The 14,451-nt window shown below is 51.3% G+C and carries 14 protein-coding genes; 11 read left to right on the forward strand and 3 right to left on the reverse strand.

The features are described 5' to 3' along the window. Window positions 1-43: 43 nt before the first annotated feature. The 5 genes from JOE21_RS15925 (at window position 44) to JOE21_RS15945 (ending at window position 6,549) form a co-directional block, all read left to right on the forward strand. Window positions 44-1,603: a chitinase gene (locus JOE21_RS15925; protein WP_309868269.1), complete on the forward strand. Its 1,560-nt coding sequence runs from the start codon at window positions 44-46 to the stop codon at window positions 1,601-1,603. Between the two features lie 83 nt (window positions 1,604-1,686). After that, on the forward strand, window positions 1,687-3,210 hold the full coding sequence (locus JOE21_RS15930) for a carbohydrate-binding protein (protein ID WP_309868270.1): 1,524 nt from the start codon (window positions 1,687-1,689) through the stop codon (window positions 3,208-3,210). A gap of 309 nt (window positions 3,211-3,519) precedes the next feature. Further along, entirely contained in the window at window positions 3,520-5,127 is a 1,608-nt protein-coding gene (gene dcuS, locus JOE21_RS15935; RefSeq protein WP_309868271.1) for a DcuS/MalK family sensor histidine kinase, read from the forward strand. After that, the gene (locus JOE21_RS15940; protein ID WP_309868272.1) at window positions 5,124-5,843 is read left to right on the forward strand and encodes a response regulator; all 720 of its coding nucleotides are present in this window, start codon (window positions 5,124-5,126) and stop codon (window positions 5,841-5,843) included. The genes dcuS and JOE21_RS15940 overlap by 4 nt, the downstream gene beginning before the upstream one ends. An 82-nt stretch (window positions 5,844-5,925) precedes the next feature. Further along, entirely contained in the window at window positions 5,926-6,549 is a 624-nt protein-coding gene (locus JOE21_RS15945; RefSeq protein WP_309868273.1) for an endonuclease V, read from the forward strand. A gap of 153 nt (window positions 6,550-6,702) precedes the next feature. Here the strand turns inward: JOE21_RS15945 and JOE21_RS15950 are convergent, their stop codons facing one another. Together JOE21_RS15950 and JOE21_RS15955 are read right to left on the reverse strand one after the other, a co-directional pair. Beyond that, a complete protein-coding gene (locus JOE21_RS15950) occupies window positions 6,703-7,635 on the reverse strand; it encodes an ADP-ribosylglycohydrolase family protein (protein ID WP_309868274.1) in 933 nt (310 codons plus the stop codon). 125 nt (window positions 7,636-7,760) lie between these two features. After that, complete coding sequence (locus JOE21_RS15955) at window positions 7,761-9,290, reverse strand: YifB family Mg chelatase-like AAA ATPase (protein WP_309868275.1); 1,530 nt, start codon at window positions 9,288-9,290, stop codon at window positions 7,761-7,763. Between the two features lie 157 nt (window positions 9,291-9,447). On the opposite strand from JOE21_RS15955, the gene JOE21_RS15960 reads away from it, so the two are divergent. The 4 genes from JOE21_RS15960 (at window position 9,448) to JOE21_RS15975 (ending at window position 12,406) form a co-directional block, all read left to right on the forward strand. Further along, a complete protein-coding gene (locus tag JOE21_RS15960) occupies window positions 9,448-9,627 on the forward strand; it encodes a hypothetical protein (protein ID WP_309868276.1) in 180 nt (59 codons plus the stop codon). Window positions 9,628-10,127: 500 nt separating this feature from the next. Beyond that, window positions 10,128-10,694 carry a hypothetical protein gene (locus JOE21_RS15965; RefSeq protein ID WP_309868277.1) on the forward strand — a complete coding sequence of 189 codons (567 nt, stop codon included), beginning with the start codon at window positions 10,128-10,130 and terminating at the stop codon, window positions 10,692-10,694. A gap of 329 nt (window positions 10,695-11,023) precedes the next feature. After that, window positions 11,024-11,785: an SDR family oxidoreductase gene (locus tag JOE21_RS15970; protein WP_309868278.1), complete on the forward strand. Its 762-nt coding sequence runs from the start codon at window positions 11,024-11,026 to the stop codon at window positions 11,783-11,785. Further along, entirely contained in the window at window positions 11,786-12,406 is a 621-nt protein-coding gene (locus tag JOE21_RS15975) for a TetR/AcrR family transcriptional regulator (protein WP_309868281.1), read from the forward strand. Window positions 12,407-12,557: 151 nt separating this feature from the next. On the opposite strand, the gene JOE21_RS15980 is transcribed toward JOE21_RS15975, so the two are convergent. Then, on the reverse strand, window positions 12,558-12,752 hold the full coding sequence (locus tag JOE21_RS15980) for a VOC family protein (protein ID WP_309868282.1): 195 nt from the start codon (window positions 12,750-12,752) through the stop codon (window positions 12,558-12,560). A gap of 233 nt (window positions 12,753-12,985) precedes the next feature. Between JOE21_RS15980 and JOE21_RS17855 the strand changes: the two genes are divergently transcribed. Continuing rightward, window positions 12,986-13,288, forward strand: a complete 303-nt coding sequence (locus JOE21_RS17855) for an AMP-binding protein (RefSeq protein ID WP_374709401.1) — start codon at window positions 12,986-12,988, stop codon at window positions 13,286-13,288. A 303-nt stretch (window positions 13,289-13,591) separates the two neighbouring features. Further along, window positions 13,592-14,290, forward strand: a complete 699-nt coding sequence (locus JOE21_RS15985; RefSeq protein WP_309868283.1) for a DUF2716 domain-containing protein — start codon at window positions 13,592-13,594, stop codon at window positions 14,288-14,290. Window positions 14,291-14,451 lie beyond the last annotated feature (161 nt).

Here is a 14,451-nt window from a genome sequence, read left to right on the forward strand (position 1 = left end):
AAGTCCGTTTCTTTCGTAACCATGTTGAGGGAGGGAGCCCATAATGGGAGCAAAACGGACAAGTCCCCCACGGAAGATGGCGAGGAAGACAGTCGTATTTGCGCTGGTATTTACGTTGCTCTTGGGGATGATTCCGCTGCAAGTAAGCGCAGGGGCGACATGGCAGCCGGGAGTGGCTTACAGCAAAGGGGATCGGGTTACTTACCAGGGCAGTCTCTATGAATGCCTCCAGGCTCATACCTCGCAGGATGGATGGGAGCCGGATCGCGTGCCGGCGCTGTGGAAGGCAGTGGACGGAACTCCCGGAGAGGATCGGGAGGCCCCCAGCAGACCGACGGGCTTAACCGTCACGGCCAAGACAGATACGAGTGTGAGTCTGAGCTGGAACCCGTCACGGGACAACGTGGGTGTGACCGGATACGACATCGATCGGGACGATGTTCGGGCGGGAACGACGACGGGAACGTCCCACAGAGTGACGGGCTTACAGCCGGATACGACCTACACCTTTACCGTCCGGGCGAAGGATGCCGCCGGAAATGAGTCGGAAGCCAGCGAGGCGGTGAGAGTGAAGACGGAGCCCGGCGGGGAGATTCGCAACGGCAAACTTCTCATCGGGTATTGGCATAACTTTGACAACGGATCCGGGTTTATCCGTCTGCGGGATGTGTCTGACCATTATGATGTGATCCATGTTGCCTTTGCCGAACCGGTCGGCGGATCCACCAGCGGCAACATCGGCTTTGCGCCGTACAATCACAGCAAGGAAGCCATGAAAGCGGATATCGCTTTTCTGCAATCGCAAGGGAAAAAAGTGTTGATCTCCATCGGAGGGGAAAAAGGGCAGGTTCAGTTGACCACGACCCAGGCCCGGGATCGTTTTGTCCAATCCGTCATTTCCATTATCGAAGAATACGGATTTGACGGGATGGATATCGACTTGGAAGGACACTCGCTCTATCTGAACCCAGGGGATACGGATATCAACCGCCCCACCACCCCGGTGATCACCAACCTGATTTCAGCGATCCGTCAGATCCATCACCATTTTGGCGACTCCTTCGTCTTAACCATGGCACCGGAAACCTTTTTCGTGCAAGTAGGGTACACCCATTATGGCGGAAACGGCAATGGTGTGGACAACCGTGCCGGCGCTTATCTTCCGGTAATCCATCAGTTGCGGGACATTTTGTCCTGGCTGCAGGTCCAACATTACAATTCGGGCCCGGTGATGGCTTTGGACAATGAGTACTACCACATGGGGAATGCGGACTTCCATGTCGCCATGGCTGAAATGGTGTTGCAAGGCTTTCCCGTTGGCCGCAACCCGGATCATGTTTTCCCGCCTTTAAGGCCGGAGCAGGTGGTCATCGGTTTGCCTGCCAGCGTAAACGCAGGCAACGGTTATACCTCCACGCAAGAGGTACACAAAGCCCTAGACTACCTGATCCAAGGGAAATCCTTCGGAGGGCGGTATCAGCTCAGAAACAGCAATGGATACTCCGCTTTTCGAGGGTTGATGACGTGGTCGATCAACTGGGACCGATTTAATGGGTTTGAGTTTTCCGATCATCACCGTGCTTATCTGGATCGCCTGCCGTGATTTCCGAAAAGAAGCAAGATTCCATAAACATAAATAACAAAATATTCTATTCTTTCAAACATGGTGAAAGGGGAGGAAGCAGTATGGGGATGAAATGGACAAGCTTCCAACGGGGAATGGTGCTTACGTTGGTTTTAACGCTGCTATTGGGGATGATTCCGCTTCAGGCCAGTGCTGCCGAGCAATGGCAACCGAAAGTGGCCTACAGCAAAGGGGATCGGGTTACTTACCAGGGCAGTCTCTATGAATGCCTCCAGGCTCATACTTCACAGGATGGATGGGAGCCGGATCGCGTTCCGGCGTTGTGGAAGGCGGTGGAGGGATCGCCTGAAGAGGATCAAGAGGCACCCAGTAGGCCGACGGGCTTAACCGTCACGACCAAGACAGATACGAGTGTGAGTCTGAGCTGGAATCCGTCACGGGACAACGTGGGCGTGACCGGATACGACATCGATCGGGACGGTGTTCGGGCGGGGACAACGACGGGCACTTCATACCGGGTGACGGGTTTGCAGCCGGATACGACTTACACCTTTACCGTCAAAGCGAAGGATGCCGCCGGAAATGAGTCGGAAGCAAGCGAGGCGGTGCGGGTGAAGACGGAGCCTGGCGGGGAGATTCGCAACGGCAAACTGCTTATCGGGTATTGGCACAATTTTGACAATGGATCCAGCGTCATTCGCCTGCGGGATGTTTCGCCCCGGTATGACGTCATTCATGTCGCGTTTGCGGAACCGACCGGCCGCGTTCCAGGGGAGATGGGTTTCACCCCTTTTAATGCGACCACGGAGGAATTTAAAGCGGATGTGGAATATCTCAAAAGCCGAGGCAAAAAAGTAGTGATCTCGATCGGCGGGGCCAACGCCCATGTCCGGTTGGAAAACAGCGCACAGCGAGAGCAATTTGTCCGTTCCATGACGGAGATCATCCAAACGTATGGGTTTTCCGGAATGGACATCGACCTGGAGGGAAGTTCGCTGTCCCTGGACGGTGGAGACACGGATTTTCGCAACCCGACCACGCCTGCCATCACCCATATGATTGCCGCCGTTCAATCGATTCGCAGCCGGTTTGGATCCGACTTCGTTTTGACGATGGCCCCGGAAACGGCATATGTCCAAGGGGGGTACAGCGCCTATGGCGGTCCTTGGGGAGCGTATCTGCCCGTGATTCACGCCTTGCGAAACGAGCTGACGTTCATCCATGTACAACATTACAATTCCGGACCGATGACCGCATTGGACGGCCGTGTTTATTCCCAGGGAACCGCCGATTTCCAAGTGGCGATGGCGGAGATGTTGTTGCATGGTTTCCCGGTGGCCCATAACCCCAATCAAATCTTTCCGCCTCTACGGGAAGACCAGGTGGCGTTCGGTCTGCCGGCCACTGCTTCTGCAGCGCCTTCAGGGGGATACTTGGCATCGGCGGAGATCGAAAAGGCGCTTCGCTATTTGGCCAAAGGAGAATCCTTCGGAGGGAGTTACCGTCTGCAAAAGCCGGGTGGTTATCCGGCTTTCCGAGGGGTGATGACATGGTCCATCAACTGGGATCGGGCGTCGAGGGATGCCTTCTCTTCCTCTGTCCGCCGCTACCTGGATGGGTTGTAATAGAAAGAGGAAGCCTCACCCAGCTTGATGACAAACCTACTGGGATGGTTAATAAACAGGGAGGGGTGGTTTTCCGGCGAGCGACTTGCCACGCATTGGAGCGGAGACGGAAAACCTCCCCGACCGTCCCGTGATGGGTTTGTCAGCAGCCTCACCGCCCCTATGGGGCGGTTTTTTCATGATGGTTTTCCTCTAGATTAGGAATCTGGAGACAGCAGGATGGTTTTGGAATATTCTCATCCTTATATCTTTTCTTCTTTCACGGTACAATAGGGAACAAACGCACGTGTTGCGACCGGGGGAACGCATATGAAATGGGGAAAACGGACCATTCGGCTGCAAACCGCAATCGCTCTCATGGTGTGCGGCGTGGTCATCCTGGCCCTGGCTGTAACCGGAGTTCTGATCGGAAAGGAAGTAGCGGAACGGGCGGAGGCGAGTCTGGCGGATAAAGTGTGGGATACCGCTCAGAGCATGGCCCGTTCGCCTAGTGTGATCGAAGCGCTGAAAAGAGAACGGGAGGAAGCGGGGATTCAGCCTTTTGCCGAAGGCGTGCGACAAGCCACCGATGTAGAATTTGTCGTGGTGATGGATATGAATGGCATCCGGAAATCCCACCCCGATGAAACGAAGATCGGCAAACGTTTTGTCGGCAGGGACGAGGGGCGCGTGTTGCAAGGAGAAGAGTATCTGTCTGTGGCTGAAGGAACGCTGGGTACCTCGATGCGTGCTTTTGTCCCGATTTACGACGACCGGGGTGAGCAGGTGGGAGCCGTCTCGGTGGGCATTTTGATGGATGATATTTTGCAGGCGGTCTCTCAAAGCACCCGCATCATCTATGCCGGAATCGGCGTCGGGATTTTGACCGGGCTGTTCGGGGCATTGCTGTTGGCACGGAAGATCAAACGGGTGTTGTTCGGGTTGGAACCCCATGAGATTGCCGGATTGCTGGAAGAACGGACCGCCATGCTGGAATCAGTGCGGGAGGGAATTTTGGCGATCAATCGTGAAGGAACGGTGATTATGGCCAATACGGAAGCTCATCGCATTATTCGGCGGGCGGGGATCGTAGAGGACCCGATCGGCATGGCGATCGAGGACTTTTTACCCAAATCGCGTCTGCGGCACGTATTGGAAAGTGAACACGCCGAATACGACCGGGAGTTGGAACTGAACGGGATGGTGCTCGTCGTCAACCGGATTCCTGTGATGGTGGAAGGGCAAGTGGTAGGGGCGATCGCCACGTTCCGGGATAAAACGGAATTAAAGCAGCTGGCTGAACAATTGACAGGAGTCAAGTTGTATGCTGACGGCCTTCGGGCCAAAACCCATGAGTTTATGAACCAGTTGCATGTCATTCTGGGAATGGTACACATGGGAAAAGGAAACGAACTCCCCGCCTATATCCGACGGATCACCGACCATCAGCAGATGGAGATCGGTACCGTCTCACGGCTCGTTAAAGATCCGGTCCTCGCCGGCTTTCTATTGAGCAAATGGAGTGTGGCTCGGGAACGGGGCGTCGTGTTGGAGATCACAGGGAAGAATCCCCTTCCGCGGCTGGAGGGTCCGGAAATCGTCCACGAACTGGTAACGATCCTGGGAAATTTGATCGAAAACGGATTTGAGGCGATGGATGAAATCAATGGACCGAAAAAGATGGAGGTGCTTCTGGACTACGACGGAGAAACTCTTACGTTGATCGTAGAGGATCATGGGGTGGGAATTCCGGTGGAGCAGCGGGAGGCGGTTTTTGAAAAAGGATTCTCCACCAAAGGGGAGGACCGCGGCTATGGGCTCCATCTGGTCAAGAAAAGTGTCGAACAGTTGGGAGGGACCCTGACCCTGGTTTCCGGGGAAAAGGGAATGCGTTTCACAGTGAAATTGCCGTTTCGGGAAGAGGAGGGAAAGCCGTGATTCAGGTGTTGATCGTGGAAGACGATCCGATGGTGGCGGAGATTAACCGGCGCTATGTGGAATCCATCGAGGGATTTACGTGTGTGGGGATAGTATCGGGAGTCTCCGACGCCTTGCATTTTCTGGAGAGCCATGCGGTCGACCTCGTCTTGCTGGATATTTTCATGCCCGGCAAAAACGGATTGGAGTTCTTGTCGGAGATTCGCAAAAAAGGGAGCAGTGTCGGTGTTATCGTCATCTCTGCCGCCAGTGACATCGCCAATATCAAAACGGCACTCCGTTTGGGAGCCGTGGATTATTTGATCAAACCCTTTGAATTTCAGCGTTTGCAGGCGGCGTTCCGTGCCTATCAGCGAGAACATCAACTGCTGAGCGAGCAGGAGGAGTTAACCCAGGATAAGCTGGACCAATTGCTACTCCACCCGGCCAATCAACCCGCATCCAGAGAACTGCCCAAGGGATTGACGAAAGAGACGCTACAACGAGTGGTGAAGGCGATTTCGACGATGGGAGACGACTTTTTTTCCACGGAAAAACTGGCCGATCAGGTGGGAGTTTCCCGCGTATCGATGCGAAAGTACCTGAAGTTTCTCACCGAGCTCGGTTACCTGTCCCTCGATCTCCACTACCGTCCCGCCGGACGCCCGCTTCATTTGTACCGGATGCAAAAATCGCGAGCCGAAGTGTTAAAACCGTATTTGGAAGCGGCTGACTGATGGATGGAGGGAGAGGATCAACATCAAACCGATTCACACTTTTAACCTATCGCCGACGCAAATGGTGGAGATTCAACAAACGTTGAGAAAAGAAATTGTCTTCTCTTCCTATGAGGGATTGCCACAGGTGGCGGCAGGGGTCGACTTGGCTTATGCCGCGGGACAAGCGGCGGCGGTGATTGTCGTGATGGCGTACCCAACTATGGAGATCATAGAGGTGGTCTCCCATGCAGATGCGGTTTCCGCCGAATATGTTCCCGGTTTACTGGCCTTCCGCGAATTGCCTGTATTTTTAAAGGCGTGGGAACAGTTAAGATCCAACCCGGATCTCGTATTTTTCGACGGGAACGGGATCCTTCACCCCCGCCGACTCGGCCTGGCCTCCCATGCTTCATTATGGATTGACCGACCGACCATCGGGGTGGCCAAGTCCCATTTTCTCGGAAGCTATGATTCACTTGGAACAAAACGAGGAAGTTTCTCTCCCATCGTAGATCGGGGAGAGACCGTCGGTGCGGTGCTGCGGACGCAAACCGGCCGAAAGCCGGTTTATGTATCGGTCGGCAATCGGGTTACCCTTCAAAATGCTGTCGACTTTACGATGCACTTGGCAGGCAGCGAAAGCCGAGTGCCCGAAATTATCCGCCAGGCCGATATCCGGACCCGACAATGGAAGCGGCAGATGGGGGAGGAGTTGGCTTTTTGAATGTGATGCAAAAAAGAAGGAGCAAGCCTCACGGCCGCTCCTTCTTTTTTTGTAAAGGGTAGAAGGGATGCTAATACAGACTTAGAACCGATTTTGGAAAGTGGAGTGGGGTTTTCCCTCATGATGAGAAGTTCACCATAGCATGACGATGCGTTAATCCATTTTCCCTATCCACTTTTGCACGAGTTCCTCTACTTTTTCTTTTTCGCGTAATCGTTCCAACCAACGTTGCGGGATCCCGGACACACCTGTTTTTACTCCATATAACCCCCCGGCAATGGCAGCATTTGTGTCCGTATCGTTCCCCAGGGAGATCGCCTTTTTCACCACTTTTTCATAGGAGGGTTCCTTTGTTGCGATCCTGACACTTCGTAGCGTTTCCACGACATACCCCCCGCCATGGCTAACCGCTTCTGCCTCTGGTCGTATCGACCAGTCCAACTCCTTGCGCTCTTCGCTTTCATTTCCATAGATGGCTCTCAGCTTCTTTACCGCATACCCATATCCCTCTTCCATTTCCACTCCGGCTGCCGCTTCACGTACCCACAGACAATACAGCGCACAAGCAACTTGATTGGTCCGATGAGCATGGGTAACCAATGATTGCATATGAGCGTCTTTCACCAATTCTTCATCTGTCCCTTTATGCCATAAAGCCAAGGGCAGCACGCGCATTAAGGATCCGTTTCCTTTACCGTCCGGATTGGCGTTGCCGGATTGTTCCGGTGACGCTCCCGAATGAAACGCACGTAAAGATGCTGCCGTTTGCACTCCCACATCAAAAACGTGTCCATCGACTGCCCACAATCCCCGTTCATACCAAGCCCACAGTCTTTGTGAAAAGTCAGTCAGTTCCAGTTGTCCGCATTCCACTAAAGACTCCAATAAGCATAAAGCTTGGGCACCATCATCCGACCACGTCCCCGGAAGCACTTGGGCATGTGCACGCGGAAAGGATTTTGGGGGGATCATCTCCAAATCATGTAACGGTGGTAATTCTTCAGCCGGATGAAATTCATAGGGAACCCCAACAGCATCGCCAATTAAAAGTCCATATAAACCGCCCAGCTTTTGTTCCCGGTTCATTCGCAAATACTCCTTTAATCAGTCAATTTTATAAGACTCTCCAGGGATTCTTCTAATAAAGCCTCAGCTGATTCCTTCTCTACGCAATTGATTATACCGATTTCTTTTGTTTCTTCCTATCCCCTTCACTCCCACCACTTTCGGTCTAACGAACGGTACTGGATCGCTTCCGCTACATGGGTCGTCTGAATCTGTTCCTCCCCGGCGAGGTCGGCAATGGTGCGGGCCAGTTTCAGGATGCGGTCGTGGGCACGGGCAGACAGACCCAGCGCATCGAAGGATTGCTTCAGGAGCGCAAGGGATTCGCGGGAAAGAGCGCAGTGCTTCCGGATGGCGGCAGGCGGCATAAAGGCGTTGGTACGGACGTTGCTGCCGGCAAACCGTTCCGCTTGGATGGCGTGGGCTTGCCACACCCGTTCCCGCACGGTTTCCGAAGATTCCCCGGGGGTGGTATCCGTCAACGTGCGGTAGTCCACCCGCGGCACTTCCACATGGATGTCGATCCGGTCCAACAACGGGCCCGAGAGCTTGGAACGATAACGCTGGATTTGGTGGGGGGAGCAGGTGCAGGCGCGATCTTGTTCGTAGCCAAAGTAGCCGCACGGACAGGGATTCATCGAACCTACCAGCATAAATTCCGCCGGAAACGTAAGCACGGCGCGGGCCCGGCTGATGGTCACCTCCCGGTCCTCCAGGGGTTGGCGCAACACTTCCAGGGCACTTTTGGAGAACTCCGGCAATTCATCGAGGAACAACACACCCCGGTGGGCCAGGCTGACCTCCCCCGGCTTCGGGATTCCGCCTCCTCCAATAAACCCCACCTGGGAGATCGTGTGGTGGGGCGAGCGAAACGGCCGACGTGTTACCAACCGTCCCCGCTGAGTCAAATGACCAGCGATACTGGCTACCTTAGTCACCTCCAGGGATTCCTCCAGAGACATATCGGGAAGGATCGATGGCAGCCGCCGGGCCAACATGGTTTTGCCGGATCCCGGTGGGCCGATAAACAGCAAGTTGTGCATGCCCGCCGCGGCCACTTCCATGGCCCGCTTGACATGGAGCTGTCCCTGCACATCGGTGAAATCGTCAAACGGCGGGTCCGCTTCCTCTGCCGGATTGGCTTTTTCCATCGACACTTCCGAGGCTTCTCCCCGCATCAGGCTGACGGCATCGGCTAATGAACGCAAGGGGATCACTTCCACCCCTTCCACCAACCGAGCTTCCGATGCGTTACGAGCCGGGAGGTAGATTCGATCATAGCCCGCTTTCTTCCCGGCCATTACCATGGACAGCACCCCGTTAAGTGGACGCAAACTGCCGTCCAGGGCCAGTTCCCCAAGCCATAGACTTCGTTCCATTCCTTTCGCGGGCACCTGTCCGCTGGCCGCCAACACTCCGATGGCGATGGCCAAATCAAACCCGGCCCCTTCCTTCTTCCGGTCCGCCGGTGCCAAGTTAGCGGTGATCCGCTGCAACGGAAACGGATATCCTGTATTTTTCACCGCCGATCGCACCCGATCCCGCGCTTCCCTCACCGCCGGATCCGGCAGCCCCACCACTTCAAAAGCGGGCAGTCCATTGCTGATATCCACTTCCACCTCGACGATGTATCCATCAATCCCCAACACCGCACCGGAATGCAATTTTGCGTACATGAACGCCTCCTGGTTATAAGTTCTTCTATTTCTATTTATATCAAAAAGAGATCCAAGGTGATAGACCCTTGGATCTCTTTTGGTTAGGTTAAATGGGATGAGATAGAAATGGGGGAAAGACGCTGCCTAAGGAATCACAAAAAGAAATGTACGCCTAATGAAATGGATCGTAAAAGACGCATTCGTCTTCGTCCTTACCATTGAGCAGGACAAGTTGCTGTATATCGTTTCGATGGCGATCGGGGGGCGAATGGCGGCAGGGAAGTTGAGAAAATGGAACATATTTGAAACGATCATACCATATGGTGACTTTCTAAAGCAAAGCCATGAATGGTAGCATAAACTGTTAACGTAGTGGCGAAAGCGGTTTTCCGATCAAGAAATACAAACTCAGATGGGTATTTCGCAGAAAATGTGGATATCTATCATGAAAAAAATCTTGAGAAAGGATGGGAAGTACAGCCTGCCGTATGAGGTGGGCAGATCGGGAAGCATACGGGTTAGTGAACCTCCAGAAATCTCATTGTAATTATTAAAGTTAATAGCTACAATCAAAATGTCGATAAATTGATTTTCATTTAAAAATGGGGGGGGTAATATAAGGTGAGCATTAGGCCGTGGCCGAGAATCAAGGAGAGGGATAGAATGGATAATTTCCATACATATTCCCTAGACGGAATCGTAGAGAAAAAGTTGATCATATCTAAAGTAAAAACAACGTCAGGCGGTGGGTCTCCGGTTGGGGGTTCGATGTCCGTTGGTGACCGCAGACTGTGGCGATCGATGTCGGTGCTGGTCGTGGCAGGTACGGTTTGGCTGAGCCTAGGAGGGTGCGAGATGGGCACTGAGGAGCGCGAGGCTACCTCGACGAAGGTGGAGCAGGTCCTTGAGCACAGTGAGGGTCACTTCGATCTGACCCGACCGCCCAGCCGCGAGGAGGCGGGCATGCTGGCTGGCCGCTCCCAGGTTACCTACCAGCATTCGAACCAAAATCCGTTCCAGGTGCGCGTCTTGCTGCCGGAGGGTAAGCAGCTCGCCGTTACGGCACGGATGGTCGGGTTCGATTCGCTCGGGACACCTGACCCGGCGAACGCGCCACCGACCACGCTCGACATCCACTACTACCCGGCAACACTCGCTGATGCCCGGGACCATCTGCTCGCCGCGGCTGATGAGTTCGGCCTGGATCAGCGCGCAATAGGGGAGTGGCATGCGCAGGCGTCCGATCCCGGTTCAAAGCAGGCGCCGCCAACTGTCAAGAGCCGCTGGATCAGTGCCCCGGTCGGATACCTCAGCCTGCAGGTGCAGGCACGGTACGCATCGCCGGTGGACACGCCTGAGTCGAAGCGGATCGTGGTACACTACCTGCTGACCTGGGAAGCCGCTGAGCACGACCCGTCGTGACTCGGGTCGAGCGACGACGATGTCGCTGTGCTGAAAATCGGACCTTTCCTGCAACGTTGGATCGGATCCACCGCAACGCCACGGTTCTGCCTCTTCCGAAAAAATATAGGGTAGCAATTGGTTAATTTCTCCCCCGAACGTTGGTACTTCCCTTTTAACTACCATATGTCATTACATCAGACGAATATTTCATTATGAAGTATTTTTTGCAAATATTTGATGTTGTTAAGTTTGGAAAACATCTAAAGTTCATCTTGACACGATACAATACAGTATTGTATCGTTTTGGATGAAGGGACTCATCCCTATGTTAATCCAGGAGGAATAATATGAATACAACTCTAAATATTTATGCTGGCAAAAAAGCGGTTGTCACCGGTGGAACACATGGCATGGGGCTGGCCATTGTTGAATCGCTAATCGATGGCGGCGCCGAAGTATTGCTCACTGGAAAAAATGAAAAAAATATTGCATCCGTTCGAAGCAAGCTGGGGACAAAGGCGCATGTCGTTCAATCGGACGCATCCAATATGGAGGATATTCAAAAGCTGGGAAAATACGTTGAAGACAAGTTGGGCAAAATTGACGCTGTATTCATTAACGTGGGCATTGCGGAGCTTGAACCCTTCGATCAGGTAACCGAGGCTTCCTATGACCGGCAATTTAACACCAACACCAAGGGAGCGTTTTTCACCGTACAGCGCTTGGCTCCTTTAGTGCAAGATGGTGGTTCATTCGTATTCACTACGGTTACTCCGGCTACTGCAACACCTACCATGAGCGTGTATTGCGGTACCAAAGCCGCCCTCCGCTCGTTTGCGCAAGGGTTTGCGGCTGAGCTCTTGCCAAGAAATATTAGAGTAAATGCGGTTGCCCCCGGTTTTATCACAACTCCAACGATGGGGGTTGCCGGTGCCACGCAAGAAGAACGGGCAGCTCTTGTGATGGCTGGAGACGAGGCAACACCAATGAAACGTCACGGAACGGCAGATGAGGTTGCGAGAGCCGCTTTGTTTCTTGCTTTTGATGCTACCTTTAGTACAGGGGTGGAACTGCCAGTGGATGGCGGGATTTCTCAGATTGATGCTTAAGTGGGACAAGTGATATCATACTTACATGTAAACAAATTTTATCGGCAGGTGAGTAGTATAGCAGCATCATCAGCACGTCAACGAGTACTGGAAGTCGCTTGCGATTTATTTTACCGTCAAGGGATTCGTTCAGTCGGCATCGATACAATTGTTGAAAAATCTGGCGTGGCCAAGACGACATTGTATCGTCATTTCCCAACGAAAGAGTCTTTAATCATTGCTTACCTGGAAGAGCATGATCAAATCAATTGGGAAACGTTCGACAAAGTATTGGCAAACCATAACGGTTCACCAAAAGAGCAGCTGTTAGCGTTCATCGATGCTACCATTGAGATATTGGAGCCTGAGCATCATCGCGGGTGTGCTTTTTTAAACGCCCTTGCCGAATTTTCAGAAGAAAATCATCCTGTTCATCTGATCGCTATCGAATATAATCGTGCTTTGCGAAAACGGTTGGCCCGTTTAAGCAAACAGGCAGGCGCCGAAGATGATAGACTAACCGATCAATTGATGCTGCTTATCAATGGGGCTATGGCATCCATTCCAGTATACGGTTTTACCGGGCCTACATCCGAACTTAAAACCATTGCCACACAGCTAATAGAATCACATCTTGATTAATAAGCGTGGAATTTCTTCTATATGCTGCTTTTATTTTCACAAAACTATTGATATGACAAGGGAATCGTTTTCAGTAAATGAGCGAGTTGCGGCTCTAATCTGATCTCGGTTCTTTTGTCGTCAGAGACGTTTCTATTGAAATTTCGTTATTTTATTGCCAGACATTCATCCTATCATCTAATTTTGACGTATGGAGTTCAAACTGAATGCCATTCGGGTCCAGAAAATTCACTGTCCAGCCTGTTCCGCGCTTCACCGGTCGCACGATGGCTGCTTTGGCTTCTCTCAGGACATTCACCGCTTTTTCGAACTGTTCTTCTGCAATAAAGAACGCCACATGATCCATCCCAAGGCTATTCTGACTTTAATTCAGGGAATTCCGGTTTTTCAACAATGTAGTTCCAGGCACTTCCCCACTCCAGATATGCATCTTTCCTCTCTCTATACCTGATCATCATTCCTACAGATTCTCCGATGGAAGGCTTTTTTCATTGTTCCTGTCCAAGAATTGCTATGGTAAAATAGATCATGGTAGTAGCCAAGGACGGGTGGCCACACTGACCCTCTGAAGAATTTGAAATCACAGATGCAGACCGTAATTTACAATTTTCCTCGCTAAGTTTTGATGTATCAGTTTTTGAAGTATTTACGAGTTTGATCGCAGGTGTTCCCTTAGTTATTGCGAGCTCTTTGGACAGACGTTCATCGGCGGATCTTACCACTTTGATGCAGACACAAGGTATTACTATCGCTGAATTGCCTCTGACTTTGATGCGGCACCTGGATCAGTCAGAATTGCCTCAGTTAAGGTTGGTGTCAGTCGGAGGAGAGATGGTACCAGGTGATTTGGTTGGTGTGTGGGCGAGGGATAATCGACGATGATTTACGTTCAGGCGACTCGTTCCGACCCCCAAGCCGAAGTCGAAAAAATTGCATGGCAATAATTACAGACGAAATGCATGAGTGGGAAATGGACGTTGGCCTCCATCGAACGCACCGCTTACCCCCGGCTCAAGCGCTTGGAAGATAATCATAAGCTATTGAGTCGGCTAAGCTCGGAGGACTTCCGGGCTTTAACACCGTTAATCTATAGTTTCTGTAATATAACCAAGGGGTATATTGAGTAAAAATGTTTCCCCCATCCTTTCTCAATTAAATCGATATCTCTCAAAGAAAGGTTGACTTATGATCAATCCACAGCAAAACTGGATTCCATTTACAGATGAGGAATATGATAAGGTTTGGAATCGATTTTATGATGAGTTCCAATTTAAACCGAGTGTACTCAAGAATGATTGGCCTAGTTTTATACCGCCGAGTCCCTACATCACTTATGATATCTCTAAAATGTGGGAAGCTCTCAATAAAACAATGGATGTACTTCGAAGTGTATGGCCAAAGCAAAGGATTCTAACTGAAAACCATGCACAATTTGTAATTAAGGCGCTTCTCGTAGAACAAGAGATGCAACACACCACCTTAGTCTTACCTAAAGCCCTCAGAGAAGAAAGTGAATTAAGAGATCGACTCATTCGTCGGTTATCGAAAGAAAAAGATAAATGCCAAGATACATATTACGAACTAAATGAAGATTTAACCAAGAAAAGTCTCATCGCTCTACAAACATGTACAATTCCTGAGGAATATCTTTATTCTTTGGATTGGGAACATAATTGCTATCATTTCAATCCATTTCTACAGATATCATGGGTAAACCGTTTCTTTCCAGAAGGGGACTATTACCTCTTCCTTGAAAAAAATTTCAAGTGGGGTTATCTTGGACATCCTTGGGAACAATCGGTCTGTATCTTTGGAGTAGAATTGATTGAGCAATTCCAGAAGTCGTTACCGAATGCATTTGGGGAGATCATTCGACAAGGATAAATCTATACTTTCAATTACACAGAAAAATAGGAAATCATATTTTATACAAAAATATCATTTCTATTATTTAGAACCTATTTCAAAAATATTTCGATAGATGTTAAGATGTGAATATGATGAGTACACGACATGACTTAACGCCAGAACAGTGGGACCGGATC

This window comes from Desmospora profundinema, from assembly GCF_031454155.1.
GTDB classification, from domain to species: Bacteria; Bacillota; Bacilli; order Thermoactinomycetales; family DSM-45169; genus Desmospora; species Desmospora profundinema.

Bases quoted from the DNA above. Each gene is read 5' to 3' on its own strand.
- JOE21_RS15925 (WP_309868269.1), top strand. From the start codon at position 44: ATGGGAGCAAAACGGACAAGTCCCCCACGGAAGATGGCGAGGAAGACA.
- JOE21_RS15930 (WP_309868270.1), top strand. From the start codon at position 1,687: ATGGGGATGAAATGGACAAGCTTCCAACGGGGAATGGTGCTTACGTTG.
- dcuS (WP_309868271.1), top strand. From the start codon at position 3,520: ATGAAATGGGGAAAACGGACCATTCGGCTGCAAACCGCAATCGCTCTC.
- JOE21_RS15950 (WP_309868274.1), bottom strand. From the start codon at position 7,635: ATGAACCGGGAACAAAAGCTGGGCGGTTTATATGGACTTTTAATTGGC.
- JOE21_RS15955 (WP_309868275.1), bottom strand. From the start codon at position 9,290: ATGTACGCAAAATTGCATTCCGGTGCGGTGTTGGGGATTGATGGATAC.
- JOE21_RS15960 (WP_309868276.1), top strand. From the start codon at position 9,448: ATGAAATGGATCGTAAAAGACGCATTCGTCTTCGTCCTTACCATTGAG.
- JOE21_RS15965 (WP_309868277.1), top strand. From the start codon at position 10,128: ATGGGCACTGAGGAGCGCGAGGCTACCTCGACGAAGGTGGAGCAGGTC.
- JOE21_RS15970 (WP_309868278.1), top strand. From the start codon at position 11,024: ATGAATACAACTCTAAATATTTATGCTGGCAAAAAAGCGGTTGTCACC.
- JOE21_RS15980 (WP_309868282.1), bottom strand. From the start codon at position 12,752: ATGGATCATGTGGCGTTCTTTATTGCAGAAGAACAGTTCGAAAAAGCG.
- JOE21_RS15985 (WP_309868283.1), top strand. From the start codon at position 13,592: ATGATCAATCCACAGCAAAACTGGATTCCATTTACAGATGAGGAATAT.